At 38.4% G+C, this 26,909-nt stretch carries 23 protein-coding genes; 8 read left to right on the top strand and 15 right to left on the bottom strand.

Annotated elements, in window-relative coordinates; all coding sequences use genetic code 11:
• Positions 1-792, top strand: a complete 792-nt coding sequence (locus AAC073_RS09975) for a rhomboid family intramembrane serine protease (protein WP_339923682.1) — start codon at positions 1-3, stop codon at positions 790-792.
• Positions 793-799: 7 nt separating this feature from the next.
• The gene (locus AAC073_RS09970; protein WP_339923681.1) at positions 800-1,723 is read left to right on the top strand and encodes a rhomboid family intramembrane serine protease; all 924 of its coding nucleotides are present in this window, start codon (positions 800-802) and stop codon (positions 1,721-1,723) included.
• A 3-nt stretch (positions 1,724-1,726) separates the two neighbouring features.
• Here AAC073_RS09970 and AAC073_RS09965 read toward each other — a convergent pair whose 3' ends face one another.
• The 3 genes from AAC073_RS09965 to AAC073_RS09955 form a co-directional block, all read right to left on the bottom strand.
• On the bottom strand, positions 1,727-2,359 hold the full coding sequence (locus AAC073_RS09965) for a TetR/AcrR family transcriptional regulator (RefSeq protein ID WP_339923680.1): 633 nt from the start codon (positions 2,357-2,359) through the stop codon (positions 1,727-1,729).
• A 200-nt stretch (positions 2,360-2,559) separates the two neighbouring features.
• The gene (gene rlmN, locus AAC073_RS09960; RefSeq protein ID WP_339923679.1) at positions 2,560-3,609 is read right to left on the bottom strand and encodes a 23S rRNA (adenine(2503)-C(2))-methyltransferase RlmN; all 1,050 of its coding nucleotides are present in this window, start codon (positions 3,607-3,609) and stop codon (positions 2,560-2,562) included.
• 94 nt (positions 3,610-3,703) lie between these two features.
• Positions 3,704-5,140 carry a sulfatase gene (locus AAC073_RS09955; protein WP_339923678.1) on the bottom strand — a complete coding sequence of 479 codons (1,437 nt, stop codon included), beginning with the start codon at positions 5,138-5,140 and terminating at the stop codon, positions 3,704-3,706.
• Between the two features lie 238 nt (positions 5,141-5,378).
• On the opposite strand from AAC073_RS09955, the gene clpB reads away from it, so the two are divergent.
• Together clpB and AAC073_RS09945 are read left to right on the top strand one after the other, a co-directional pair.
• On the top strand, positions 5,379-8,003 hold the full coding sequence (gene clpB / locus AAC073_RS09950; RefSeq protein ID WP_339923677.1) for an ATP-dependent chaperone ClpB: 2,625 nt from the start codon (positions 5,379-5,381) through the stop codon (positions 8,001-8,003).
• A 198-nt stretch (positions 8,004-8,201) separates the two neighbouring features.
• Complete coding sequence (locus tag AAC073_RS09945) at positions 8,202-9,776, top strand: ThuA domain-containing protein (protein WP_339923676.1); 1,575 nt, start codon at positions 8,202-8,204, stop codon at positions 9,774-9,776.
• Positions 9,777-9,800: 24 nt separating this feature from the next.
• Here AAC073_RS09945 and AAC073_RS09940 read toward each other — a convergent pair whose 3' ends face one another.
• The 9 genes from AAC073_RS09940 to AAC073_RS09900 all read right to left on the bottom strand — a co-directional run bounded on the left by AAC073_RS09940 (position 9,801) and on the right by AAC073_RS09900 (position 19,982).
• A complete protein-coding gene (locus tag AAC073_RS09940; protein ID WP_339923675.1) occupies positions 9,801-11,201 on the bottom strand; it encodes a hypothetical protein in 1,401 nt (466 codons plus the stop codon).
• Positions 11,186-11,851, bottom strand: coding sequence for a hypothetical protein (locus AAC073_RS09935; RefSeq protein WP_339923674.1), 666 nt, complete (start codon positions 11,849-11,851; stop codon positions 11,186-11,188). Before AAC073_RS09935 ends, AAC073_RS09940 begins: the two co-directional genes overlap by 16 nt.
• 282 nt (positions 11,852-12,133) lie before the next feature.
• On the bottom strand, positions 12,134-13,588 hold the full coding sequence (locus AAC073_RS09930) for a sulfatase-like hydrolase/transferase (RefSeq protein ID WP_339923673.1): 1,455 nt from the start codon (positions 13,586-13,588) through the stop codon (positions 12,134-12,136).
• 35 nt (positions 13,589-13,623) lie between these two features.
• Positions 13,624-14,106 carry a GNAT family N-acetyltransferase gene (locus tag AAC073_RS09925; protein WP_339923672.1) on the bottom strand — a complete coding sequence of 161 codons (483 nt, stop codon included), beginning with the start codon at positions 14,104-14,106 and terminating at the stop codon, positions 13,624-13,626.
• A 71-nt stretch (positions 14,107-14,177) separates the two neighbouring features.
• A complete protein-coding gene (locus AAC073_RS09920) occupies positions 14,178-14,648 on the bottom strand; it encodes a nuclear transport factor 2 family protein (protein ID WP_339923671.1) in 471 nt (156 codons plus the stop codon).
• Between the two features lie 158 nt (positions 14,649-14,806).
• Positions 14,807-17,383, bottom strand: coding sequence for a calcium-translocating P-type ATPase, PMCA-type (locus AAC073_RS09915; protein ID WP_339923670.1), 2,577 nt, complete (start codon positions 17,381-17,383; stop codon positions 14,807-14,809).
• Positions 17,384-17,738: 355 nt separating this feature from the next.
• A complete protein-coding gene (locus AAC073_RS09910; protein ID WP_339923669.1) occupies positions 17,739-18,425 on the bottom strand; it encodes a sugar-binding protein in 687 nt (228 codons plus the stop codon).
• 118 nt (positions 18,426-18,543) lie between these two features.
• Complete coding sequence (locus tag AAC073_RS09905; RefSeq protein ID WP_339923668.1) at positions 18,544-19,023, bottom strand: copper resistance protein NlpE; 480 nt, start codon at positions 19,021-19,023, stop codon at positions 18,544-18,546.
• Positions 19,024-19,028: 5 nt separating this feature from the next.
• Positions 19,029-19,982 (bottom strand): NAD-dependent epimerase/dehydratase family protein, encoded by a 954-nt coding sequence (locus tag AAC073_RS09900; RefSeq protein WP_339923667.1) that lies wholly within the window; start codon positions 19,980-19,982, stop codon positions 19,029-19,031.
• Between the two features lie 143 nt (positions 19,983-20,125).
• Here AAC073_RS09900 and kbl point away from each other — a divergent pair, with 143 nt between their 5' ends.
• Complete coding sequence (gene kbl, locus AAC073_RS09895) at positions 20,126-21,325, top strand: glycine C-acetyltransferase (protein WP_339923666.1); 1,200 nt, start codon at positions 20,126-20,128, stop codon at positions 21,323-21,325.
• On the opposite strand, the gene cdaA is transcribed toward kbl, so the two are convergent.
• Together cdaA and folP are read right to left on the bottom strand one after the other, a co-directional pair.
• On the bottom strand, positions 21,322-22,188 hold the full coding sequence (cdaA, locus tag AAC073_RS09890) for a diadenylate cyclase CdaA (protein WP_020888729.1): 867 nt from the start codon (positions 22,186-22,188) through the stop codon (positions 21,322-21,324). The two genes, kbl and cdaA, sit on opposite strands and share 4 nt — an antisense overlap.
• Positions 22,185-23,069 carry a dihydropteroate synthase gene (gene folP / locus AAC073_RS09885; protein ID WP_339923665.1) on the bottom strand — a complete coding sequence of 295 codons (885 nt, stop codon included), beginning with the start codon at positions 23,067-23,069 and terminating at the stop codon, positions 22,185-22,187. Before folP ends, cdaA begins: the two co-directional genes overlap by 4 nt.
• A 14-nt stretch (positions 23,070-23,083) precedes the next feature.
• Here folP and AAC073_RS09880 point away from each other — a divergent pair, with 14 nt between their 5' ends.
• Genes AAC073_RS09880 through AAC073_RS09870 form a run of 3 tightly spaced genes read left to right on the top strand, consistent with a single transcriptional unit; the run spans position 23,084 to position 25,261 of the window.
• Entirely contained in the window at positions 23,084-23,632 is a 549-nt protein-coding gene (locus tag AAC073_RS09880; protein WP_339923664.1) for a DUF1599 domain-containing protein, read from the top strand.
• Entirely contained in the window at positions 23,622-24,722 is a 1,101-nt protein-coding gene (locus AAC073_RS09875; protein WP_339923663.1) for a BT_3928 family protein, read from the top strand. The genes AAC073_RS09880 and AAC073_RS09875 overlap by 11 nt, the downstream gene beginning before the upstream one ends.
• 5 nt (positions 24,723-24,727) lie before the next feature.
• Positions 24,728-25,261 carry a shikimate kinase gene (locus AAC073_RS09870; protein WP_339923662.1) on the top strand — a complete coding sequence of 178 codons (534 nt, stop codon included), beginning with the start codon at positions 24,728-24,730 and terminating at the stop codon, positions 25,259-25,261.
• Here the strand turns inward: AAC073_RS09870 and AAC073_RS09865 are convergent.
• Positions 25,244-26,716, bottom strand: a complete 1,473-nt coding sequence (locus tag AAC073_RS09865; protein ID WP_339923661.1) for a long-chain fatty acid transporter — start codon at positions 26,714-26,716, stop codon at positions 25,244-25,246. The genes AAC073_RS09870 and AAC073_RS09865 overlap by 18 nt on opposite strands.
• Positions 26,717-26,909 lie beyond the last annotated feature (193 nt).

Here is a 26,909-nt window from a genome sequence, read left to right as displayed (position 1 = left end):
ATGTTTAGAGCCCTTACTCCCATTGTGAAAAACCTATTGATGATCACGGTGGGCATGCACGTAATAGCTTCCTTTTTTCTTCCGCAATTAAAAGGGCTTTTTGCCTTATATTACATAGAAAGCAAGTTTTTTATGCCTTTTCAATTTGTCACCTACATGTTTATGCATGCAGATTTTTGGCATTTATTAAGCAATATGTTTGGCCTATTTGTTTTTGGCCCTTTGCTTGAGCAGTTTCTTGGCCCTAAAAAATTACTCATCTTATGGATGGTCTGCGGTGTTGGTTCCGGTGTGTTGTATTCTGGATACACGGCTTATAACATGGGTAAATTGAATGATAAAATTGAAGCTTTTACAGCAGATCCTGACCCTGAAGAGTTCAATCGCTTTGTTTCAAGCAATAGCCATCTTTTCAATACAGGCATTTATGACTTTATAGATGAATACAGTCGTGATGGAGACAATCCTGAATTGCAGGAGAGGGCAAAAAGGAATATGTTAGGCGTGAGAGATATACAGGCCAATATTCCAATGGTAGGAGCTTCAGGCGCTTTGTTCGGAATTTTGATTGCTTTTGGGATGCTGTTTCCCAATACCCAATTGTTTTTGCTCTTTCCTCCCATACCTATAAGAGCAAAATACCTTGTATTGTTCTATGGACTATACACAGTTTATAATATATTTGTATCCAATCCCACAGACAATGTCGCTCATTTTGCCCACCTATCTGGATTATTGATAGGGGCTGTCTTAGTGACTTATTGGAAAAAGGATAGACAAAATTTTTATTAGAGAAAATATGTACGGAGGGTTTTGGTACCATATCAGACATGCATTTGACCACAAAGACAATGGTCTCTACAAGATTATAGCAATTAATTTAATAGCTTTCTTGGTATTAATGGTGCTTAGGGTATTTTTGACCATAGGTGGGTCAGAAGCTACTTATAGCTCCATCATTTCCTTTTTCATGATGCCTGCTTCAGTTTCACAGTTTCTTATGCAGCCTTGGGCCATCATAAGTTACATGTTTTTGCACGAAGGCTTTTTTCATATAATATTTAATTTGTTGTTTCTTTATTGGTTCGGGCTCTTGGTTCAAGAATACCTTGGCAGTAGGAAATTGGTTAATTTGTATATTCTTGGCGGAATCGCTGGAGGATTACTATATGTAATAATTTATAATATTGCACCCTATTTCAGTGATAAAGTAGATGGTGCGCTAATGCTCGGGGCCAGTGCCGGTGTATATGCCATCGTGGTGGCAGCTGCTACTCTGCGTCCAGATACTCAATTTCAATTGCTTCTAATCGGTGCAGTTAAAATTAAATACATTGCCATTTTCTATGTTTTAGTAGCCTTTGCAAATTCCGCTGGGTCCAATGCTGGTGGTGAACTGGCGCATTTAGGAGGAGCTGCCATGGGTTTCATATACATTCTTCAGTTGAATAAAGGAGTAGATCTTGGTAAACCTGTTCAGGCTGTTGGGCAATTTTTTGAGAAATTATTTTCCCAAAAGCCTAATGTAAAGGTAACCTATCGACGAGATGGTGAGTCTTCCAGGAAAAAAACGACGAAAAGTGACGCAACTACAGCTTCAACAAGTAGAAGTACTCAGGAAGAAATTGATCGCATTCTGGATAAAATTGCAGACAAGGGCTATGATAACCTTTCAAAAGAAGAAAAACGAAAATTATTTGACTTTAGCAATAAGGACGCTTGATGGTCAAACCAATTTAAACTCCTTTTCGTAACCCAAATTATTTTTATATTCCGCCATTCCCTTTTCAGTCAAATAAGGTACAATCATCGAAGAAATAAGTTTGCTGTAAAAGCGTAAACGGATATCCTCAGGCCCAAATACAGACTGGTTGTGGCTTAGCCAATAATCGGCAAGCATGAATATTTGGGTGGAAAGATTTTCAAAATTCCCAGGAAACCTTTCTTTGACAAAAAAACCTTCGGTCGCCATTTGGGTGAAAAGGTGTATCAATTGGGATTTTCTTACAGCAATCATATCCAGGTATCGGTCTCGTATAGGTTCGTGGCGCTTAATTAATTCCAAGAGGTTTGTAATAAAAAAACGATACTTTAGATGTAAATTTAATAGCTCATCCATATTACTGAATAAGCTGTATAAGGGGGCTGTAGGTTTGCCCATTTCTTTGAATAACTCATCTGCTTCAGCACATAGTTGATAGAATGCTTTTATAGTAAAGTCATCTAGGTTGGAATAAACTGTGAAAAAATCTTTCTGAGAAATTTTTGAAGCATCAAGGATAGATGTCAAATCAAGCAAAGGGTAATCCTTCTCATTTAAGGTAGGGAGGATCTTGTCAATAATCACATTTGGCTTCATTACAATAAGTGGCTTAAATCATAAATAGGCAATAGACAATCTATTACGAGATGAAATCACTTTAAAATCGGAATTTCCTGCTTTTCATTTGATTACAAAATTCCCTGAAAAAATTAAGGAAAAACTTTCACAAACCCCATCTCCTATTCCGAGTTAAAACAATTGCGTTACGCGCCCAAACCAAAGCCTTTAAAAGTAATTTACAATTCGTTTTTATTGGCCAATTGACCGCAAGCGGCATCAATGTCCTGGCCACGAGATTTCCTCACATTGGCGACCACGCCAGCAGCCTCCAAAATACTAAGATAAAGTTCAACCTTATCAGGCGAGGCTTGCCTAAACTCTCCCTCATCGATAGGATTGTACTGAATTATATTGACTTTTGAGGGCACATGCTTGCAGAATTTAGCCAGCGCACGAGCATGTTTTTCATCATCATTGATCCCGTCCCAAATGACATATTCATAAGTGACCTTTCTTTTGGTTTTACTATACCAATATTTCAGTGCCAAGGCAAGGTCCTCAACGGTGTTGGCCTGATTAATAGGCATTAGCCTTGTTCGCGTTTCGTCGATTGCGGAGTGCAAAGAAAGGGCCAAATTGAATTTTACCTCATCATCAGCTAGTTTGCGTATCATCTTAGCTATACCAACTGTGGACAAAGTGATACGTTTTGGGGAAATGCCTAAGCCTTCTGGGGAACAAATCTTGTCAATGGCAGCAAGGACGTTTTGATAGTTGAGCAATGGTTCCCCCATTCCCATAAAGACTATATTGGTCAGTGGTCTATCGAAATACAAGCTGGCTTCTTCTTGAATAGCAACTACCTGATCATATATTTCATCTGGGTGTAGGTTCCGCATCCTTTTTAACCTGGCAGTAGCACAGAAGTTACAATCCAAACTGCAACCTACCTGAGAAGAGACACAAGCTGTGATTCGTTTTGAGGTAGGGATCAACACCGATTCAACAATATTGTTATCAAATAACTTGACGGCATTTTTTATGGTGCCATCACTACTCCTTTGAAATTGGTCTACAAGAATGTGGTTGATGGTGAAATTGGCTTTCAATATCTCTCTAGTGGATTTAGAGATATTGCTCATGTCGTCAAAGTTTTTTAAGGACTTGTTCCACAGCCATTCATAGACTTGCTTTGCCCGAAACTTTTTTTCACCTACAGAAAGAAAATAAGCCTCCAGTTCTTCGAGCGCTAGTTTTCTAATGTCTTGTTTTTTTTCTACCTGCATGATTTTGATTTGTTTCGAATCCGTCATTAACAGTAACTGACCTGCTAAAGGTTCAAAGTCTTAACGCTTATTTTCAAAGCTTAAATTTCCAATGTTACTTAGTAGTAGGGAATTTACCGCCCGTATTTTTTAATTCCATCATTAATTTACCGTGCAATGCCATTGTCTTATCCGGCATGCTATTGGCAAGATCCTTTTTTTCTCCAGGGTCATTTTCAAGGTTGAAAAGCTTGTTTTCGCCACTTTCATAATCATGAATTAACTTCCAATCCCCTTCTCTAATGGCAGATCCAGGCTTCCATGCACTTCCATGGTATTGTGGGTAATGCCAGAAGAGTACCTCTCTTTCAGGAGCATCTCCTCCCTCAAGGAAGGAAGAAAGGTCTTTTCCGTCAGTTTCCTCAAAATTGATTCCTGCCATACTAAGTAAAGTAGGAAAGAAATCCATGCTCACAACAGGTAAGTCGTAGACTTTGCCTGGCATTTTTATTCCTGGTCCTTTTATGATCAATGGGACTCTTATTCCACCTTCATAACACCAGCCTTTGCCTGCGCGTAGTGGACCATTGGCAGTAGGGGCTCCTTCTCCATACAAAGTAGATAAGCCACCATTGTCACTGGTCAGAATAACCCATGTATTGTCATCAAGACCTTTGTCTGTTAGTTCTTTAAGGATTTTCCCCACATTTTCATCCATAGCAGTCACCATGGATGCGTAGGCAGCATTGTCCTGAATCAGCTTGGTTTGGCCATCGCCTTCTTGCCTATAGGCTGCTTGCCCTTTGGATAATTTTATATTTTCTTTTTTATTGATAAAGTAATCATGGCGTTTTGGAGCAGCTTGAATAGGGGTATGCACGCTGTAAAATGAAAGATACAGTAAAAAAGGCTCCTCTGAATTTTCGCGAATCAATTGTAAACTTTCCTCGGTTAATCTATCCGTGAGGTATTCGCCTTCGGGGCCATCGGGCAATCTAGGATTGCCATAAGGAGAATAATAACCATTGCTTAACCCATCTTTTAGCTGTGGTGCACCCACACGCCAACCTCCAATGTTTTTGTCAAACCCCTGGTGCTGTGGCCAATATTTTTCCTCCTCACCTAAATGCCATTTACCAATAAAAAAGGTATTGTAACCATTTCCTTTAAGTTTCTCAGCAAGGGTGGTTTCTTCTAAAGCAAGTTCATCGCTAATAACAGGGGTGGAGATAGGGCGTTTTGCCTCAAACTTATCAAATCCTGGTATCCAATCTGTTATACCTAATCGATTTGGATGTTTGCCAGTCATTAAAGCCGCACGCGTGGGGCTGCATACTGGGTGGGCGGCATAGGCTTGGGTAAAACGCATTCCTTCAGCAGCCATTTGATCCAAGTAAGGGGTTTCATAAAAAGTTTCAGGATAATTGGCCTTTACATCCGCCCAACCTAAATCGTCTACAAGGATAAAAACAAAATTTGGTTTATTCTCTTCTTTCTCCTGACAGGAGCTTATAAAAAGACCAAAATATAAAAGAAGAAATAATTTTTTCATGGGCCGAATAGGTAACATGATGCAAAGGTAAATAATACAATGAATTTTTAAATAGTGATTTTAATGGGGAATATAATTTTCCTATTAATGTAGGATATACCTGTCAAAACGGCTGAAAATTAGCGGGTAGATGTTCAAAATCGGACATAATTGCAGGAAATTGAATCAGAATCCCTTTGGTTTCATTTTTGATTCATGTATTTAAAATAACAACGAATAAGTAATAAACCTGATCAACATGGATTTCAAGCAATTTACTATAAAATCACAAGAAGTGATTCAAAAGGCAGTGGAGCTTTGTACCGCTGAGCAGCAACAACTTATAGAACCGGCACATTTATTAAAGGGGATAATTCAAGAAGATGCAAATGTCACTGATTTTTTGTTCAAAAAATTAGGCGTTAATTCGGATGTGGTCCTTTTAAAGATAGATGAAATTATAAGTAAATATCCCAAAGTAAGTGGGCAGCAGCCTTATTTATCCAATGCTACAAACGCCGTTATAACGCAAGCAAAAAAATACCTTAAGCCATTTGGTGATGAATTTGTAGCGGTGGAACATCTGTTATTGGGTGTTTTAGCAGGTTCTGAAAAAGTAGCACAGCTATTAAAAGATCAAGGCTTGAATGAAAAGAGATTAATAGAAGTTATAAAAGAACTTAGAAACGGAAACAAAGTGACTGATCAAAATGCAGAATCTAAATACAGGTCTTTGGAGAAATATTCAAAAAACCTTAATGACTTGGCCAAGAAAGGGAAAATAGACCCTGTAATTGGTAGAGATGAAGAAATCAGAAGGGTCTTGCAGATTTTGGCAAGAAGGACAAAAAACAACCCGATTCTACTTGGCGAGCCTGGAGTTGGTAAAACTGCGATCGTGGAAGGATTGGCTCAACGAATAGTTAGTGGAGATGTGCCTGAAAACCTTAAAAGTAAAATCATAATATCTTTGGATATGGGGCTTTTGGTTGCGGGAGCGAAATATAAAGGGGAGTTTGAGGAGCGACTCAAATCCGTGATCAAAGAAGTCACTGATTCAGACGGAGAAATCATTCTCTTTATCGATGAAATTCATACCCTTATAGGTGCCGGAGGTGGTGGAGAAGGAGCCATGGATGCCGCCAACCTACTGAAACCAGCATTGGCGAGAGGTGAATTGCATGCAATAGGGGCAACCACATTAAAGGAATACCAAAAGTACATCGAAAAAGACAAAGCGCTTGAGCGTAGGTTTCAACAAGTAATAGTGGATGAGCCGGATGCTGCAGATGCCATTTCCATATTAAGAGGAATAAAGGATAAATACGAATTGCATCATGGTGTGAGAATCAAGGATGATGCAGTAATTGCTGCGGTGGAACTTTCTCAACGCTATATTTCAGATCGTTACCTTCCTGACAAAGCCATCGATTTGATGGATGAAGCAGGTGCTAAATTGAGAATGGAAATTGACTCTTTGCCCCAGGAGTTGGATGAATTGAACAGGCGCATCATGCAGTTAGAAATAGAGCGTGAGGCAATTCGTAGGGAGAAAAACAGAGACAAAGAAACTGTTCTTAGCAAAGAATTGGCTGACCTTTCAGAAAAAAGGCAAGCATTAAAAGCCAAATGGGAAAGTGAGAAAGGAGTTATTCAGGGTATTCAAAGAGAGAAGGAAAACATAGACAAGTTTAAAATAGAAGCAGAACAGGCTGAGAGAAGTGGAGACTTTGGTAAAGTAGCGGAGATTCGATACGGTAAGATTGTCGAGAGTGAGAAAAGACTTGATTCTTTTAAGCAACAATTGAGGGACATGCAAGAAGGTTCTCCCTTGCTAAAAGAGGAAGTGGATACAGAGGACATAGCTGCCGTAGTAAGTAAATGGACTGGAATTCCTTTGTCCAAAATGATTCAAAGTGAGCGAGAGAAATTGCTTCATTTAGAAGAACAACTTGGAAAACGTGTAGCTGGGCAAAAAGAAGCCATCACAGCTCTTTCAGATGCAGTGAGAAGAAGTAGGGCAGGCTTGCAGGACCCTAAACGACCAATAGGTTCTTTTATCTTCCTTGGTACCACTGGAGTAGGAAAAACAGAGTTGGCCAAAGCACTTGCCGAATATTTATTCAGTGATGAAAATGCAATGGTCAGAATTGATATGTCTGAATACCAGGAAAGACATGCTGTTAGTAGACTGGTAGGAGCGCCTCCAGGCTATGTGGGGTATGATGAAGGAGGGCAACTTACTGAAGCTGTCAGAAGGAGGCCATATTCAGTAGTATTATTGGATGAAATTGAAAAAGCGCACCCAGATGTGTTCAACATTCTCTTACAGGTTTTGGATGATGGTAGGCTTACTGACAATAAAGGAAGGGTGGCCAACTTCAAAAATACCATTATAATTATGACCACAAATATTGGTTCTCACTTGATCCAGGAGCGTTTTGAAACCATTACGAAAGAGAACAAAGAGCAAGTACTGGAAACCACGAAAGAGGAAGTTTTCAATATGTTGAAGAAATCAATGCGACCTGAGTTTTTGAACAGGATTGATGAAACCATCATGTTTGAACCTCTCAACAAAAGCATTCTTCGAAAAATTGTGGATATCCAATGGAGAGAGATTCAACAGCGTTTGGATGAATCCGGTATAGAAATTGATGCGACTCAGGAAGTATTGGATTATTTGGGAGAGGTAGGATATGATCCTCAATATGGTGCCAGGCCATTGAAAAGGACCATGCAAAAACTGATACTTAACGAATTGTCTAAACAAATCCTCGGTGGATTTGTTAAAAATGATAGCGCAGTCTTGGTGGACCTTGATGCGGTAAACCAGATCTACTTTAAAAATGTAGATAATGTAGACAGCGTTAAGATAAATTAAAGTTTGGTTAATTGGGTTTATTAGTTGGACAGCCAACCTGTTTTCAGGTTGGCTGTTTTTTTGTCCTTAATGAAGAATCGAAAACCGGCTTGCGTTGTTGTTAACGTTTTATGCTTTTGAAACTGGGTTAAATATGCATATATTAAGCATACAATATATTCCCATTCAAGTTTAGAACAATCCCAATTAGCCCATTCAATGCATAAGTTAATCTCTTTTCTACTGCTGTTTTTTATTTGTTTTTTTTCTGTCCTTCAGCCTGCAGAGTCCTCGGAATTAGCGCCTATGGCTACAACAAAAAAAATAGTATTGATAGCAGGTCCAAAAAGCCACGGTCCTAAAGCGCACGAATACATAAAATCTGTTAGGCTGATAAAAACCATGCTTGACAATTCCAATGTGGAAGAAATTGCCACTGAAATCCATTTTAATGGGTGGCCAGAGGATCCCTTAACTTTGGAAGATGCAGCCCTTATTTTGTTTATTTCGGATGGCCGTGATGGCCCTTTATATGATGAAGTGCCATTCATGACAATAGATCGGATGAAAGTAATGAAGCGGCAAATGGACAGGGGTTGCGGTCTCTCCTTGATTCATTTCTCAACTTTTGCTTCAGACGAAATGGGCAAAAAAGTTTTGGACTGGGGAGGCGGTTATTTTGATTGGCAGGATGATCAAGGAGAAAGAAATTGGTATTCTGCTATTAAAACCATGGAGACTGAGCTTGCATTTCCTGATACTGATCACACCATTTTATCCGGTGTTCAGCCATTCAGATTAAAGGATGAATATTATTATAATATTCGTTTCCAAGACCATGACAATCGCTTGAAACGAATAGCTGAAGTGCCAGCGTTGGGAGGACGAGAGGGAAATAGTAACACTGTGGCTTGGGCAGTGGATAGGCTGGATGGTGGTAGGGGCTTTAGCACTACCATGGGGCATTTCTTTTCCAACTGGGAAAATGCCAATTACAGAAAAATGGTCCTCAATGGAATCGTCTGGGCTGCGGGTGCAGATGTTCCAAAAGACGGAGTAGAAGCAAAGTATTATGAAGACGAAGAAGTAACCCAGCACCTTTACCAAAAGTCAGGGAAAGTATTGCTTTTAACGGGAAACCACCATCCTGCCCACCCATGGAAAGAAACTTCTCCGCTCATTAAATCCGCCATTGAAGGTAACAGTGATTTCTTTGTGGACATTTCCACAAATATTGAGGACTTATACCAATATGACCTTGATGATTATGACGCTTTAATTTTAAACTATGCGAATTGGGAAGACCCTAAGGGATTGTCAGACGCATCTAAAGATTCATTTGTAAACTACTTAAAACAAGGAGGAGGATTAATGGTGCTTCATTTTGCCAATGGTGCATTTCATTCCTCTCTTCCAAATGCAGGGAAATCGGATTGGCCCGAGTACAGGGAAATAGTGCGTAGGATTTGGGATCATGATGCCGATAGTGGACATGATAAATATGGGGAGTTTTCGATTCACATTTCAAATAGCAGACATCCAATTACTTCTGGAATAAAGGATTTCTCCACTTTTGATGAATTGTATTTTAATCAAAAAGGGGAACTACCCATTGCGCCTTTGTTTAGTGCTCGTTCTACTGTCACAGGAAAGGACGAACCGTTGGCTTGGGTGTACAACTATGGGGAAGGGCGGGTTTTCCAAACCCTATTAGGTCATGATGCCAAGTCTTTTAGCGCTCCTGAGTTTCAACAAATCCTAAGCAATGCGATCAAATGGGTCGCGAAAAAATAAATGGTGTTACTCTCATCTCAGTGACTATTGTTGTATGTCATTTCGGTCTGTTTCAAAGTGCTGGTAGTAAAATTTATAACAACTGTTTACGCTGTCTTCTTTAAGTAGGTATCCTAAATCGAATGAAATAAAATCCAAATCAAGGTGTTTACTTGGGATAATAAGTAGCTGATCTTTAGGTTTATTTTGATGAAAAAACCATTGATCCTTGTAGGAGATTAATACTTCTTGTATTAAGCTATCAGGATGTTCAATTATTTTAAATGGAAGAATTAGTGATCCATCACTTTTAAATATTGGTTTTCCATGAAACCCATATTGCATAGGGTTTTCGAAGCTTACGCATTTTAAATTTTCAATTTGATTTTGCTCATTTAGATTTATTGGAGCCGTTTTTCCTGAAATAACCTGCCTATCTTCACTATAAAATTTATCTACCCAATATTTTGATGTGTTGATAATTTTGAAACTGTTCAAATAGGAATTAGCAATTGATTTGTAGGTTGTTAATGTATTACTTTCAGGGAAAGTAGCACTTATCTTGTATATATAATCTTCATGATGTATCCATCGATAAAGTGTAGTTTCATTCAGTAGTGAATCATACCCCTCTACCCTAACTTCGTAATCGTAAAGGTCTTTAGAAACCTCATATTCAACTTGTTTTTGTGATTTTTCCTCGTAATAGCCTTTCAAATTTGCAACAAAATCATCAATTGGTAGATTGATATATTGGTGCGACACCATGGTAAAAATCATGTTGTATTTATCCAGTTGATACTCTCTATAGGCCAATTGATTTGCGCGAATTCCTTCGAAAAATTTGTGCTTTGATGGCATGCGAACTTTAGCCCCAGAGTAGAAATCAGTAACAAAACCAGATTCAGGATCGAAGAAGTTGAGCATTGAATCAATTTGAAATTCCCATTTTAGTTGCAAATTCCTTGATAGGCTGTGATTGGATTCAGTATCATAGACTTGTTGCATTTTTGATAGTTGTATCCTGGTTAAACTCAATTCATAAAGAACCTCTTCTTTAGTATTTAAAATATCTTTTTCAATTGTTTTATTAAGCTTTCGCGCAAAATATTCTGTAATATTAAAATGATATTGTTCGTGCTTGAGTAAATAGTCAGCCGCCCCGTTTTGTGACCAGTATTTTCTCCACGACAATCGGTTGTTCATTGCTGCATACGCTTGAAACTTGAGTGTTGTTGAGTCAAATTTTACATAAACATTACTATTAATTCCGGCATCCCATTTTGTAAATAGTTTGGCAGGACCTTGGAAATCATCCCATGTCAATTGCCTCCACTCAAGAAAATTAGCTGGAGTATTAAGATTATTCTTTAATAATTGGATCAAAATTAAAACACCAATTGAACCAATTATAACGATCAACTTGTATCTCAGAAAATTTGACACCTTATTTTTTTTAGTGAAAATTTGAGGAATGCCACGATTAATTCCAATGCAGTGAAAAGGAATACCAATCCAAATATTATAATAAAAAACATAAGACCATTTCCTTTGATACTTATTCTATAGCTACTATCTATTAAGAATGTAAAACCAATTTTAATAATTATTAGAAAGAATAAAAATATAAGATCAATGATCAATCGTCCTATGAAGTTGTTGGATCGGTTATGCTCAAGTCTGTAAACGATATGGTTCAATAAAAATATTGAAAGGAGTAGTACTATCTTCCAAGTATTGAGGGTGTTTTTAAAGATAAAGAGTGGATCATTGGAATAGATACCAATTACTTCTAGAAGGGAATGAAAAAGCAGGGATAATGCAATTATAGTAATAATTTCTCTGTAGCTAAAGGTTTTGAGAAAAGGTTTGGGATCTAAGCTTTGGGAAATCCCACTGCTATTTGACGGAATCTTTTTATTATGAATTTGCTCTAATTCAGAGAAATTTGGTTTATTTTTAATATCGCAATGGGCTTTTAATAGTTGTTCTGCAGCACAGACAGCATCTGCTTGATAATCGTCTTTGTTGGCTACGATTAATTCTAGTTCATGTATGCTTTTTTCTTTAAACTTTCTAGAGAAATAACTTTCCATTGCTAAGGATCGATAGGTAAAGGCAGATCATAACTGGAAGATGGAAATTAATCACCTTGAACTATATTTTTTGATGATAAAATATCTTCTTGTTTGAGAGGTATTTTATATTGGGTTAAATCCGTACGAAATATAATACCTAATGTTGTGTACAAACTTATCTGTTAGTGAATATAAAAAAAATATTTTACACAGTAATAAATCTGTAGTATAAATAGAATGACCACTTACAAATGTCATTTTTAAACCAATCCTCATCTTTGTTGAGGTTCCTCCTTTAATTTACTTTTTCCAAAGCTGACTTTCTTCAGTAACTTTCACATCCCATTCCTGAGCAGGATTTGGGTAATACTTGGGGTCGTGGTCCTTTTCAGGGAAAGTAGCGACTACTTCATATAGCTGGTTAAAGTTATTTTTTCTCTCCTCAGAATTAAGACTGTCCAACAGGTTATTGCTTTCCTCAGCATCCTTAAGTAAATCGAAGAATTTTTCAGGCTCCCTTTTGGAATCGATATATAGTTTGTATTTCTTGTTTCGCAGTACTCTATCTCTGAATAAGAATTGATTTTCTACCCCGTTTTGGGTGAGGGCGGCATTGTTTCCTCCGCCCATACCAAGGATCCAATTGCGGTTTGATTCTTCATTGTTTTTAAGTAAAACATCCTTAAAAGAATGACCATCTATCTTATGCGAATTGCCATCATCAATCACATTATTTTGAGGTGCTGCGCCTGCAAAGTCAAGAAATGTTGGGAAAAAATCAGTAAAGTCAATTAAGGCATTCGAAACCCTATTCGGTTTTATCGTTCCGGGCCAGCTGACAAAAAAAGGCGCACTGATACCTGGTTCAATTGTTTTTGCCTTTCCACCTTTTACATTTAAACCATTTCTTCTACCTGTGATCGCTCCAGTTGTCCCATTGTCTGTGGTCCAAAAGACAATGGTATTGTCTCTAATGCCTGCGTCTTCCAGTGCCTGAATTATCTCACCGGTTATTCGGTCAGTGTATTTCACCATTGCTTTATGTTTCCCCAAATTGTCTGCAGCAGTGTCGGTTGGTGTATTCACGAAAGGTGTATGGGTCAGGACCATAGGGAAATATACGAAAAATGGTTTCTTTTTATTTTGGTCTATGAAGTCTATGATGAAATCTTTAAATACATCTGGTCCAAATGCTCCTTCATAGGTTTTACTGCCTTCTTTTGTAAAGATATAAGGATTCTGATACCGGTTAGCACTTGCTTCTATTCCTGATTCGTAGCCAGTCCACATACAAAATGCATCGAAGCCATTTTTCGTCAATGCATCTGGCTCAACTCGAAAATCGTCTATTTGCCATTTACCTGCCACACATGTTGCATAGCCAGCTTTTTTCATTTCCTTACCAATGGAAGGATTCATTGTTTCATCGAAATGTGCCCCTCCTCCCCAGCGTGGTACATCCCAATGGTTTACCCAGCCATGCCTGAATGGGTATTGGCCAGTTAGTAAGGTAACCCTTGTGGGCGTGCATTGGGGCATTGAATACACATTGTTGAAAGAAACGCCGCTTGCTGCCAATGCATCAATGTTTGGCGTGGATATATCTTCTGCACCATATTGACTAATCCATTCTTTGCCCAGGTCATCCACCATTATTAGAATGATATTAGGGGAGGATGTCATTGCCTCAATTGACCTTTCTTGTTTGCAGCTAGAAAGCAGGGATAGGCAGAAGATAAAAACTACGTTTTTCATGAGGGATTTTTTTTATGGATCTGATGGGGCATTGCTTATTTTTTTTTCAGTTCGTAGACAAAACACGCAGTCTCATTAAACACTTGTTCTTGAACAAATTCAAAACCAATTCTTTCATAAAACCTATGGGCTTTTGTATTTGATTTTAAAGGGTCAATTAAAATGCCATCCACACCTGGTTGAAGGAAACATTTTTTGATGGCGAGTTTCATCATGGCTGTGCCATAGCCTTTATTCAGGTTTCTCTCTTCGCCAATCCAAATATCTATGGCTCTTTTGTTAGGTGCTATGTCCCCCCAGTAATGGGTTTCTTCCTTATAAGGATCAATTATCTGTACGAAGCCTATAGGGTCTCCATTCAATTCTGCAACCAATTGTTCCCGCCAAGGTGGGTTTCGATTCAATTCTTCTTTCCAATCCCAGTCCTCATCTGGATCACAATCAATTACATGTTGCTTCTTGTCCCAATATTTGAGCAATTCGAGGTCATCAATTGTTGCGGGTCTTAATTTTATCATTTTCACCTATTTTCAATCATTGACGAGAAGACCTTTTAGGTAATTAAGTTTATAGGATTTTCACTCGTCAATCAAATTTGCGCAGCAATGTATTTGTTCAATTTTTTATTCGTGGTATTTTGAATTTTACTTTTCATAAATGGTGTCCACCCAATTAAATAACCTACGATTCCCATAGCTTGTTTGGTCCATTTCCACAAATTAAAGGAATCAATGTGTTCAATGATTTTATCGTCTTTAAATTTAAATTCACCACTAACTTTATTGATTACTTTCCTCTTTTTGACGCCATAAGCGTATTCTGCCACCCAATTCACTTTTCCTCTTTCATCAGAAACCCGCCTGATGTCAAAGCTAATTTTCGTATCCGCCTTTTTATTGGAAAGTAACATTTCCCACATTTTGAAAGCGCGATCTCCCTTGAGTTTCCCAAAGACAGGGTCTTTAAATACAATGTCTTTGTGGTAACATTCCACCATTCCTTTGCTATCACCTTTAGAAAAGGAGGTGTAGAATTTCTTTAATAAATCGTTATTGTCCATTCTATTATAGTTGTCTGAAACGCTCGTTTTTTAGTTGAGAGGTTGTACTTTAAGTCCAATTTATTGATTAGTTTTTATATACTTTTAAATTAACGCAATTATCATTAGCATGTGGCCTTTACTTTTCGCTATTGATATGGACTATTATAGCGGCTTTTCTAACGATGCGTTTTTCTTTTATGCCTTTTTACCCATTTCTCGAATTCGACTGCCCAGAATACTATGCTAGAAAGACTTAAGCATATTGCCAACTCTGAAAAGGTTAGGGCTTGAGTTCTGAAAACACTTTGCAAAAATGGTAAGTAAATTACAGCTAACTGTAGGCCAATTGTTACCAGAATAGCAATACCCAATTGTTTGTTTTCAAAAATCCCTGAAGTGAAAATTGATTTATCATTACTTCTTATGGCCAAAGCATGTCCCAACTGTGAAATGCTAAGGATTGTAAAGACCATGGTTGCCCATTTAGGGTTTTCTACATGTATGGCCCAAGCTTGTGTCCCAAGGCACACAGTTCCCATAAGTAATCCCACCCAAAGTAGGTGTAAGCCAATACCTCCAGAAAATACGCTTTCATCGGGATTTCTGGGAAGGCGGTTTAGGATGTTTTCTTCTGCAGGTTCAGAAGCAAAAGCCAAGGCTGGTAATCCATCCGAGACTAAATTTACCCATAAGATCTGTATGGGAATAAGCGGAATGGGTAAGCCGAAAAGTGGGGCTAAAAAAATCGTCCAAATCTCACCGCTATTGCCAGTTAGGATGTATTTTATGAATTTCCGGATATTGTCAAATATTCTCCGTCCTTCACGGACAGCCTGAATTATGGTATCGAAATTATCATCCAACAAAATCATATCGGCGGCCTCTTTGGATACATCAGTCCCAGTAATACCCATGGCGATACCGATATCTGCCCGTTTTAATGCAGGTGCATCGTTTACTCCGTCTCCAGTGACAGCAACAAAATGGTTTTTAGCCTGAAGGGCTTTAACAATTTTCAGTTTTTGTTCGGGAGAAACACGTGCAAATACCTTTATGGATTCAAGGTTTTCTTGAAATTCTTGCTCGGAAAATTGAGTAAGTTCAGTGCCTGTAATGACCCTATCTGTAGATTGCTGTAAAATTCCAGTTTCGGTGGCAATGGCTTTTGCAGTTACCGGGTGATCTCCGGTTAACATGACCAATTTGATTCCCGCAGTATGGCAATCTGCAATGGCTTGAATGGCCTCAGATCGAGGAGGATCAATCATAGCTGCAAGGCCAATAAATTCCAATTCACTTTCAAAATTTTCTACAGTTAATGATTGAGGAAATTGATCGATTTTTTTGATCGCATATGCCAATACTCGTTTGCCTTGTTGGGCGTGTTTTTCTGTAACAGCATTTATTTCTTTCGCATTACCAGCATTGCATATCGTGAGAAGTTTTTCTACCGCCCCCTTTGTCACTACCAACCAACTTCCATTCATTGGATAAACCGTAGTCATTTTCTTTCTTTCAGAATCGAAAGGAAATTCATAAACACGTTTAAAATGGGTAAACCATTGTTTGTTATAATTCGTATTATTCCGTGCATAATCCACCAAAGCTGTTTCGGTTGGGTCACCCTTCAAATTATTGTTTTCATCCGTTGTTACATCATGATTGAGTGCCATTGCCAGGATTAGTAGCTCTTCTGATTGAAACCCAGTAACTGTCTTGACTTCTGGGGGTACCCAACAATCGACTACTGTCATTTTATTCTGGGTGATCGTCCCAGTTTTATCCGTGCATATATAACTGACAGCGCCTAAAGTTTCAGCAGCAGGTAATTTTCTGATGAGTGCATTTTTGCGTACCATGCGTTTTGCGCCAAGGGCCAAAGCAATGGTAATTACAGCTGGCAACGCTTCGGGAATAGCAGCTACGGCAACGGATATGGCTGTGAGTAACATTTGTATGGGCTCTTCACCGCGCATCCAACCGGTAAAAAAAAGCGCAATACAAATGCCTATAACCGTAAAAGACAAGGTCTTTGCAAATTTAGCTAATCGCTTTTGTAATGGTGTTTTTATTTTCTCCTCTTGCAGGAGCTGTGCAATACGCCCAATCTCGGTATTCATGCCGGTGGCGACAACCACCCCCTCGGCTCTTCCATTGGTGATTATGGTGCTTTTAAAGGCCATGTTTAAGCGGTCGCCAAGGGGGGAATCATCCGTGGTGATCGTTTCAGTGGATTTGGTAACGGCATGAGATTCTCCAGTGAGCGATGCTTCTTCAATTTTTAAGGTATGCGTCGATATCAAGCGTAGGTCGGCAGGCACAAGCATCCCTGCTTCAAGTATTACTAAATCCCCAGGGACAACTTCGACTGCAGGAATTTGCAAAATTTTTCCACCCCTGCGGACTGTCGCATGTAGGGCGGACATTTTATTTAAAGCTTCCATGGCTTTCTCGGCGCGATACTCTTGTACAAAACCGATTACCGCATTCAGCACTACGATGATTAAAATAACGATGGTATCAGAGCTGTCTCCAATCACAAATGAAATTACTGCCGCTACTAGCAGTATAAAAATCATCACATCCTTAAATTGATGAAGTAATAAGCTAAAAACTGAAATTTTCTTTTTTTTAACCAGTTCGTTTTTGCCGAATGTTTTTTGCCTGTTTTCAGTTTCAGAATTGTCCAATCCCTGATTACTTGTGCCAAGCTGCTTGTAGGTTTCTGAAATGGATTGATCGTGATAATTCATCTAAATAGCTTTATCTAAGGAATTATTTGGTAATACTATCCACGAATGGGTTTATGGGGCTAGCCTTATCGTTGATTGCTAATATTCCCTTGAAAACCTAAAACTATTTGAAATGGATATACCTCAGTACTTTAAAATTTGAGTTTACGATGGCCTCTTTTGTAGGAAATCTAAGCGCTACAGGTTCAATATAATTTAAAAAGTTGACCGTTGCAATGGATGAAAAGGTTAGAAAGGATTTCTTTCGAGGGCAAGCGTATCAATTTTTTATCAAAGATTTAATAAGGTGCTTTAAGGTGGGGGTACTCATTGCCTATGTAATGCTATTTCAAGACAGGATCTTAAGACTACCGGCTTATTTGGAAGCTTTCTTGAATTCAGCTTCTCCAAAGGCAGAGGGTATATGAAAATCTGGTGTTGGATTTTGGGGTTTAACCCAGGAATACCAGCTAACTTCTGTAGTCTGAGGCTTTTTAAAATCTGCCCGGAAAATCCCCAAATAAAAAGGGTTTAAAATTCCCAATTCTGTAAGTTCTTTCAATGAGATCCTACCTTCTAAAGTATAACCTGTTTCCGAGACCTTAGTGACCACCTTTGTACTTTTAAAATCCCATGCCTCATCAAAGTCGCGGTAAAATTCAGCTGAATAATCAAGCACATTGCCATTGGGATCCATCTCAACACAATAATAATTTGTCAAAGTTGTGTCACTGGCAAAAAAGAGTTCTACCCTGTCTCCACTGGCCACAGACAATTCTTTTTCAAAGGGGACGGTAGTCATGGTGAGGTCAGTAACCTGAAAGCTGAAATTGAAATAATCTGCAGAAACAAAAGCCTTGAACTCAGTTTGATCAGTGGAATCGTTTTCCCAAGGAGCAGTCAAATGTTCGAGGGAGGCAAACTTTTCCCATTCCCCTGTCTCAATTTCGCCATCTAGCGTTATTTCGTTCTCGGAATAAGGGATTAAAAACTTAGATTCCGTTGATTTAGCAAAAGAAACAAGAAGTAATAAAACTGAGAATGATACGTATTGAGACAACATTTTATTTAATGGGTTTGTCTGATAGCAATAGAAGCATAGGAAGTTTGAATATTGGCTAATACAAAAAGATAGGAGCATGATAAGTGGGTGGGTCAGTGCTCTAATATGCTTGAGGTATTTATGGGCCAACCATTTCTAGAGAATAATTAAGCTTGGAGGAAATGGTTTTTTCTTCTTGGTCCAGAAGAGTAAGTTTGCCAGTTTTGTCTTGTAAAAAGCTTTTGACCAGTGTGGAGGTGTCATCTAAAAGTCTAATGGCCATGGCTCCAGGCTGGTCTTCAAGGCCATAGATGACTTCATAAATCCCTGAAGTCACGTATTTGCGGTCTCCGTCTTTGGTTTCTAGATAAGTTTCTGTCAATTCGTAGGTACGTTCTAATTTCTCAGGGCTATTTTCAAGCTTTAATTCGGTTTTAATGCCTGAACAATCGGCACAGGGAAGTACTCCTGAATAGTACATCCAGGTAGTTCCAGTGTTTTCAAGAACGATTTCTTTTTCAGTGGAGGGCGCAACTTCTCCTTCGTATTTTTTCTCTTCTGTGGCGCTGTCACAAGCAAAAGTTAAAAGCAACAGCATAAATATAAATTGGTTTTTCATGAAGTTCAGATTTTATTTAGCCAATTTGGGAGGTTTATTATAATGTCTTTGGTCATTTGAGGCAAGTCGAATTTTGACTGCCAGTTCCAGTCTTTCCTGGCTTGAAGATCATTTATGCTTTGTGGCCAGTTTGCAGCAATTTCCTGTCGATAATCCGGGACGTAATTTATATTAAAATCAGGAAAATATTCTTTTAATTCCAGATAAATCTCCTCTGGAGTGAAGCTCATGGCCGCCAAATTGTAGCTGGATCTGACAGTGATGTGCTCCTTAGGTGCCTCCATTAAGTCCAAAGTGGCTTGAATAGCATCCGGCATGTACATCATCGGTAACCGAGTGTCTTTTTTTAGAAATGACTCAAAAGATTCGCCACTTAAAGCTTTGTGAAAGATATCTACGGCATAGTCGGTTGTGCCTCCTCCAGGTTTTGCTTTATAGCCAATAAGTCCTGGAAATCTAATACTTCGTACGTCAACTTGATGGTGTTGGTAGTAATAGTCACACCACTTTTCACCTGCCGATTTTGAAATCCCATAAACGGTGTTTGGTGTCTGTACGGCATTTTGCCCAGTATTTTCTTTTGGGCTTTCTTTCCCAAATACAGCAATTGATGAGGGCCAAAATATTTTGTCCAACTTTAGTTCTTTGGCCAGCTCCAGTAAAATCAACAAACTGTCCATGTTCAAATCCCAAGCCATGCGGGGTTTTTGTTCGGCGGAGGCTGACAATACCGCAGCAAGATGATAAACTTGCGTAACATTCTCAGAGAGAATTACTTTTTTCAGACTCACCTGATCCATAACATCCAGGGCAATAAACGAACAAAAAGGAAATTTTTTCGCAGCATTGTGATTGATATCTGAAGCAATGATTGCTTCAGATCCGTAGACTTCACAAAGTTTTTGTATAAGTTCAGTTCCCAACTGCCCTGCCGATCCAGTTACTAATATTTTATCCATTGGCTTTATTTCGATTCAGTGTGTCCCAAATGCCAATTTCAGAATTTTATTACAATTATGTGTCATTAATCTTTAAAAATCGTAAGTTTAGGCCTTATTGAAACCTAATGAACTGTTCCCATTAATTAACCGATTTCAGGCTTATGTTTGGTACATTAAAAGAAAAGATCCAGAATGAATTAGATAGCCTTAAGGCAGAAGGACTCTACAAAAGTGAAAGGATTATTGAATCCCCACAGGGAGCTAAAATTATGCTTGGTGGTAGTCGTGAAGTTTTAAACTTTTGTGCAAACAACTACCTGGGACTTTCTAGTCATCCTAAAGTTATTGAAGCAGCCAAAGCTGCCATTGATAGTCATGGCTATGGGATGTCGTCCGTAAGGTTTATTTGTGGTACACAAGACATTCATAAAACACTGGAAGATAAGATCACAGCGTTTCTAGGTACTGAAGACACAATTCTCTATGCTGCGGCTTTTGATGCCAATGGAGGTGTGTTCGAACCCATCCTCGGTGCTGAGGATGCGATCATCTCTGATGCATTGAACCACGCATCTATCATAGATGGGGTAAGGTTATGTAAAGCCATGCGCTTTAGGTACAAGCACAATGATATGCAGGATTTGGAGGAGCAGCTTAAAGACGCTGACGAAAAAGGGGCCAAGCAAAAGATGATTGTGACGGATGGTGCCTTCTCTATGGATGGTACTATTGCCCAACTTGATAAAATTGTAGCGCTAGCAGAAAAATACAATGCTTTGGTAATGACAGATGAATGTCACTCCACTGGATTTATAGGTAAATCTGGTAGGGGAGTCCATGAACTTAAAGGAGTGATGGGCAAAATTGATGTCATTACTGGTACTTTGGGCAAGGCATTGGGAGGTGCCTCAGGCGGATTTACCTCAGGAAGAAAAGAGATCATAGCAATGCTTCGCCAGAAATCGCGACCTTATTTGTTTTCTAATACACTTGCACCGGCTATAACTGGGGCGTCAATCGCTGTTTTTAATTTGCTGACCGAAACGACTTCGCTAAGGGATAAGCTGGAAGAAAATACTTTGTATTTTAGAGCTGGAATTCAGAAAGCTGGCTTTGCAATAAAAGAAGGGACTCATCCCATTGTGCCGATAATGCTATATGATGCGCCTTTGGCCCAAAAAATGGCAGAACAATTATTAGAAAAGGGCATTTATGTGATTGGATTTTATTACCCTGTAGTACCTAAGGGCCAAGCAAGAATTAGGGTTCAGCTTTCAGCTGCGCACGAAAAAGAAGACCTTGATAAAGCCATCAAAGCATTTCAGGAAGTAGGAAAATCTCTAGGAGTAATTAATTGCTAGAGTTCTGAAATTCGTTTCAATTCAGCCCTTCTTTCGGATTGATTGAGGGGCTCAAACTTATCATCAATTTCTTCACCGGTTAGGTAATTGTTTATCAATTCCCGTACTTCTTGGAAAGAAAGGTTGTGGAGTATTTTTCCATTTTTAGCCAATGAAACCTGGCCAGTTTCTTCTGAAACGATAAGAATTAATGAATCTGTAGCTTCGGACATTCCGATGGCCGCCCTATGGCGAAGGCCAAATTGTGCTGGTACTTCGCGTTCGGTGACAGGTAATATGCATCTCGCTGCTTTTACCCGTCCGTTAAATATAATAACACCGCCATCATGTAGGGGGCTGTATTTGTTGAAAATAGACACTAGAAGACGTTTTGATACCAAAGCATCTATCAAATCTCCACTCTCTGCATAGAATTTCAATTCAGAATTTCTTGACAATACAATCAATGCTCCGGTGCTACTGCCTGATAGGGTTTTAGAAGCCTCTATTAAGGGGGTTACATTGAAGGCTTGACTTTCTCTTTTTCTCCAAAACAATAACTCCTGCCACAAGTTTTCATTTGAAAATATGGAAGACTTACCCACAATGAGGAGAAACTTCCTGATTTCTTGTTGAAATAAAATTATAGCAGCCAATACACCTACCCCCATGAATTGACCCAAAATTATTGTGAGCAGTTCCATTTGAGCTGCACTTACAACCAAATAGATCAGATAAATGGAGAGAAATCCTAAAAATATCTTAATGGCCACACTACCTCGCATCAATTTGTAAACCTGATAAATGAGTACACTGACCAGTGTAATATCTATAAGGTTTACCAGAGAGATGTCCAGAAAGCCTATTTTAAAGAGTAAATTCAAGTGTAAATTTGTTTATATAATTTTATAGTTTCATTTGCTTCTTTAACATCATGTACCCTTAAAAGATTTGCGCCGTTAATGAGGGCAGCCATATGCAAGGCCGTGGTTCCATTTAAAGCTTCTTCAGGGCTATTTTCTAACAATTTATAAATCATTGATTTTCGTGAAACGCCTATCAGTACAGGTAATCTTAATGACTTAAAATAGGAAAAATTTTTAATCAATTCGTAATTCTGCTCCAAGGTTTTGGAAAACCCCAATCCAATATCAAGTATTACATCTTTTATGCCAGCTTTATGGCATTTTTTAACTTTTTCCGAAAAAAAATATTGAATTTCTTTTTCGATATCGATATAATTAGAAAAATGTTGCATTGTTTGGGGTGTTCCTATCATATGCATACATATATAGGGAACATCCAAATTACCAACCGTTTCAAACATTTCAGCATCCAGTCCCCCTCCTGAAATGTCATTGACTAGGTCAGCACCTGCTAATACAGCCTCCCTGGCGACATTGGACCTGAAAGTATCAATGGAAACCAAGTTGTCGGGAAAACTGTCTTTTATACTCTTAATAACGTGAATTACTCTTTTAAGTTCCTCTTTTTCTGATACTGGTGCAGCACCAGGTCTGGAACTATAACCTCCAATGTCCAAAATATGAGCTCCTTCTTCGATCATTTTGGATGCTTTTGCTAAAACTTCCTGTTCTTGACCAGTAGTTCTACTCTTATGGTAAAAGGAATCGGGGGTGCTATTTATTATCCCCATAATCCAAGGCTGGTCCAAAGCAAAAAGCTTTCCTTTAATTTGAAGTGTTATTTTTGGGGGAAATAAAGTATCTTCGAACTTGTAAACTGAATGAGAATTTTCTAACATAAAACATCGGTGCTTTGGAAACGCAAACCGCAAGCGAATATAATGAAGTTATTGGCCTTTGTAAAGAACTTTTTAAGAAGAAGACCCAAGACTATGGTACTGCATGGAGGATTCTAAGACTTCCCTCATTGACAGATCAGATTTTTATAAAAGCCCAACGAATTAGGTCCATACAGGAAAAGGGGACACAGAAGGTAGAGGATCCTATTAAAGATGAGTTTATTGGGATTATAAATTATTGCTTGATTGCATTGATACAGAATGATTTGGCGGCCGATTCAAGGATGGAATTAACTTTTGAAGAATTGGAGCCTGTTTATGAAAAATGGGTAGCAGCTACTAAAGATTTGCTGGCCAATAAAAACCATGATTATGGCGAAGCCTGGAGGGGAATGCGTATATCTTCAATTACAGATATTATTCTGATGAAGCTGTACCGGGTAAAACAGATTGAAGACAATCAGGGACAAACACTTGTTTCAGAAGGAATAGTCGCCAATTATCAGGACATGCTTAACTATGCGGTCTTTTGTATGATAAAATTAAATCAAAATGATCATTAAAACTTTAATTGCAATTTCTCGTGTTCTAGTTGGGGGACTTTTTATATTCTCTGGATTAATCAAGGTAAATGACCCTGTTGGTACCTCTATAAAAATGCAAGAATATTTCGATGTTTTTGCTACTGACATTACTCCCATATTTGAACCTTTGAAAGCGATATCCTTGCCCATAGCTGTGTTTCTGGTAGTCGTGGAGGTTGCTTTGGGAGTGATGCTTATAGTTGGTTGGCGGCTAAAGCGGGCCATCTTTCTTTTACTGGCAATGATCTTGTTTTTTACTTTTCTTACTTTTTATTCGGCATATTTTAATAAAGTAACAGACTGTGGCTGTTTTGGCGATGCTATAAAGCTAACCCCTTGGGAATCGTTTTATAAAGACCTTGTCCTATTGGGCTTAATTGTATTTATGTTGGTATTTAAAGAATACTTGCCGAGTAACTATTCAAGGTTGGGGAAATGGGTGACGATGGGCACTTTTATTATCTCTCTTACAATGGCAATTTACGCCATTAGAAACCTCCCTTTTATTGATTTTAGAGCCTTTAAAGAAGGTGTTAATATCCCTAATGCGATGCAGCCATCTGCCGAATTAAAATATTCTTATCTTATGGAAAAGGAGGGAGAAAAGATTTCATTTGATCAATACCCTTCCGATGAAAGTTATACCTTCTTGGAAATGACTTTGAAAAATCCTGAAGTGCTTCCTAAAATTTCAGATTTTGCTGTTTGGAGTGATGCTGGAGATCATACTGAAGAAATTCTTCAAGGTAAAAAACTATTGATCCTATCCAGTAACATAGATAAGATAGTTCTTTCAGTAAACGAACTGGATAGGATTAGTGCATTGATCAATTCATTCCAGGGGACTGGAGTGAAGGTGATTTTGGTAGCCGCTTCATCGGAAGAGGAAATGAAAAATTACCTTCAGGATAAAGGCTTAAATATTGGTTATTATATGGCTGATGCAACCGTCGTAAAGACCATCATTAGGTCCAATCCGGGTTTGGTGTTTTTGGAAGAAGGAACCATTCTTAAAAAGTTTCATTATCGAAATGCACCATCACCTGAAATAGCGAAAAATATTTTTTAAAAATAATGGATTCAAAAAAAATCATACTTGTTGGGATGCCTGGAAGTGGGAAATCCACGCTAGGCAAGTCACTTGCTTTAAAATTAAATTGGCCTTTTTATGATTTAGATGAGTTAATAGAGGCTGAAGCGGGAAAAGTTATTGCCGATATTTTCGCAACTAAAGGTGAGGGGTATTTCAGGAAGTTGGAGTCAACTGTTTTAGAAGACATTCTTAATAAAGAGGAGGCCTTCGTATTAGCCACTGGAGGTGGAGCTCCTTGCTACAATGATAATATGGAGCTTATTAATAAAAAAGGTGTTTCAGTTTACTTGGATGTACCTTTGAACAGTATACTTCAGCGGCTAACGCATACTGAAGTGTCTGTAAGGCCATTGTTCTCAAGTCTGGATACTCCTCAAATAATTTTAAAACTTAAAAACATGCACGCCCTGAGAAGTGCCTTTTATGAAATGGCAAAAATAAAACTCAGGGGAGAAGACAGTTCCCCTGAGTTGTTGATTTCTGAATGGCTGCCTTTGTTAAAAGCTAAACCCTAGGGTAAGCAGTCCAGTAGTTCTGGTATTGTCTGTGATGGCTAAATCAGCACCGGGGAATGAAGAATAATAACTGTTAAAATTGCTGTTTACAAGTCCCAGGTCTATACTAAAACTCGATAATTTTACACCTACTCCTCCAGAAATTTGAGAGGTACTTCTATCCAGGTTACCAGGTTCTTTAATTGGGTCGCCAAAATAAGCATAACCCGCTCTTACTCGGAACATTTTTATTCTAAGTTCACCACCAACACTGTAATTAATCGCTTGGCCATAAAGACTATTTATTTCGGTGTTGTCTTGATCTGTATTGAAAACATTTGACCTCAAGTTAGCCGAACTGTAATCTAAGAAATTAGCGTCAGCTGTAATAAATCCATTTTTACCGAAGAAATAGGTTAATCCAGTTCCAATACGCATTGGCGTTCTTAAACTATAGCTACTCATAAAAATATCAGTTTGGGCATCTGACTCAGAGACACTTCCGAATTCTGGATCTTGGAATGGGGGGAAGAAATTAGCAAATATATCTGCATCATATTCTTCGTTAAACTGCGTCCAGGTGGGAGATTTAAAATTTAACCCAACATTTAATTCGTCAATAGGTTTGTAGATGATTCCCAATCCAACATTGATACCTGAACCTGTGAGGTTTAGGTTTTCCTGCAATGAGCTAAAGAGAGCAGTTTGATTATTGTCATCTAAAAATACCTCATCGTAGGTCTTTGTAGACCTATAAGAGATGGAGTTGATCCCTATAGAAGCACCAATAAATATTTTGTTTTTATAATTACCCCCATAAGAAAATCCTATTTGAGACATGGTTCCTTCATTTTGAACCTTCTCTGTCTTTTCTAGTGCAAGAGTAGCATTTGGTGAATAATCATATCCTCCTCCACTTACAGGATTGATTAGGAAAGCATCAAAAAACAAACCATCAGTTCCTCCAGGAACGCCAAGATCATTATAAACATCAACGTAATAATCCAAAATGGATCCTTGATCAAGTTGGTTTGAAAAATAGCCAAAGTCGTTGTTATAACTAGCTTGCCTATTGATACTGATACCAAAGGAACCTCCTCGCCAATCGCCTACTTCTAGCGGACCTTTAGCTCTACTAATAACCACACCAAGGTTAGGTAACGAAAAATTTGTTGTATTAAAATTTTCTGATTGACCCAATAAAGTAGTGGATGCATTCCAGTCGCTATAGCCTGCTGTAAAGCTAAATTCTGAATTTTGATAAAAACCCAAACCAGCTGGGTTATTGTGAATATTACTTAAATCTCCCCCAAGTGAATTACCAGTACCTCCTAGTGAAGTGATTCTTGCGGTTCCGTTAGATCCATATTGGCTAAACCGTAGTGCGTCCTCGACGTAGCCACTTTGAGCTTTGGCATCACTTATATGAAATGCAGCCAAAGCAGATAAAGATAAAATCAATTTAAATCCTTTCATGTCAATTCTATTAAATCCTTTTTTTTGTTATAATCCCATTGGGAATTGAATTATGGGAATCTATTACCCTCAATCAATTCTTAGGTTTTGAAATAATGAAGCGATACTATCCGAAACGGATAATCTCGTGTTTAGGTTAAGGTAAAACGTTGCTTCAAGGGTAGGTATTTAAGTAATAAAGTCAATAAGGTAA

Source organism: uncultured Cyclobacterium sp. (assembly GCF_963977555.1).
In the GTDB taxonomy this organism is placed as follows: domain Bacteria; phylum Bacteroidota; class Bacteroidia; order Cytophagales; family Cyclobacteriaceae; genus Cyclobacterium.
The sequence above is the reverse complement of the archived record's forward strand: the minus strand, read 5'-3'. Positions and strand labels throughout refer to the sequence as shown.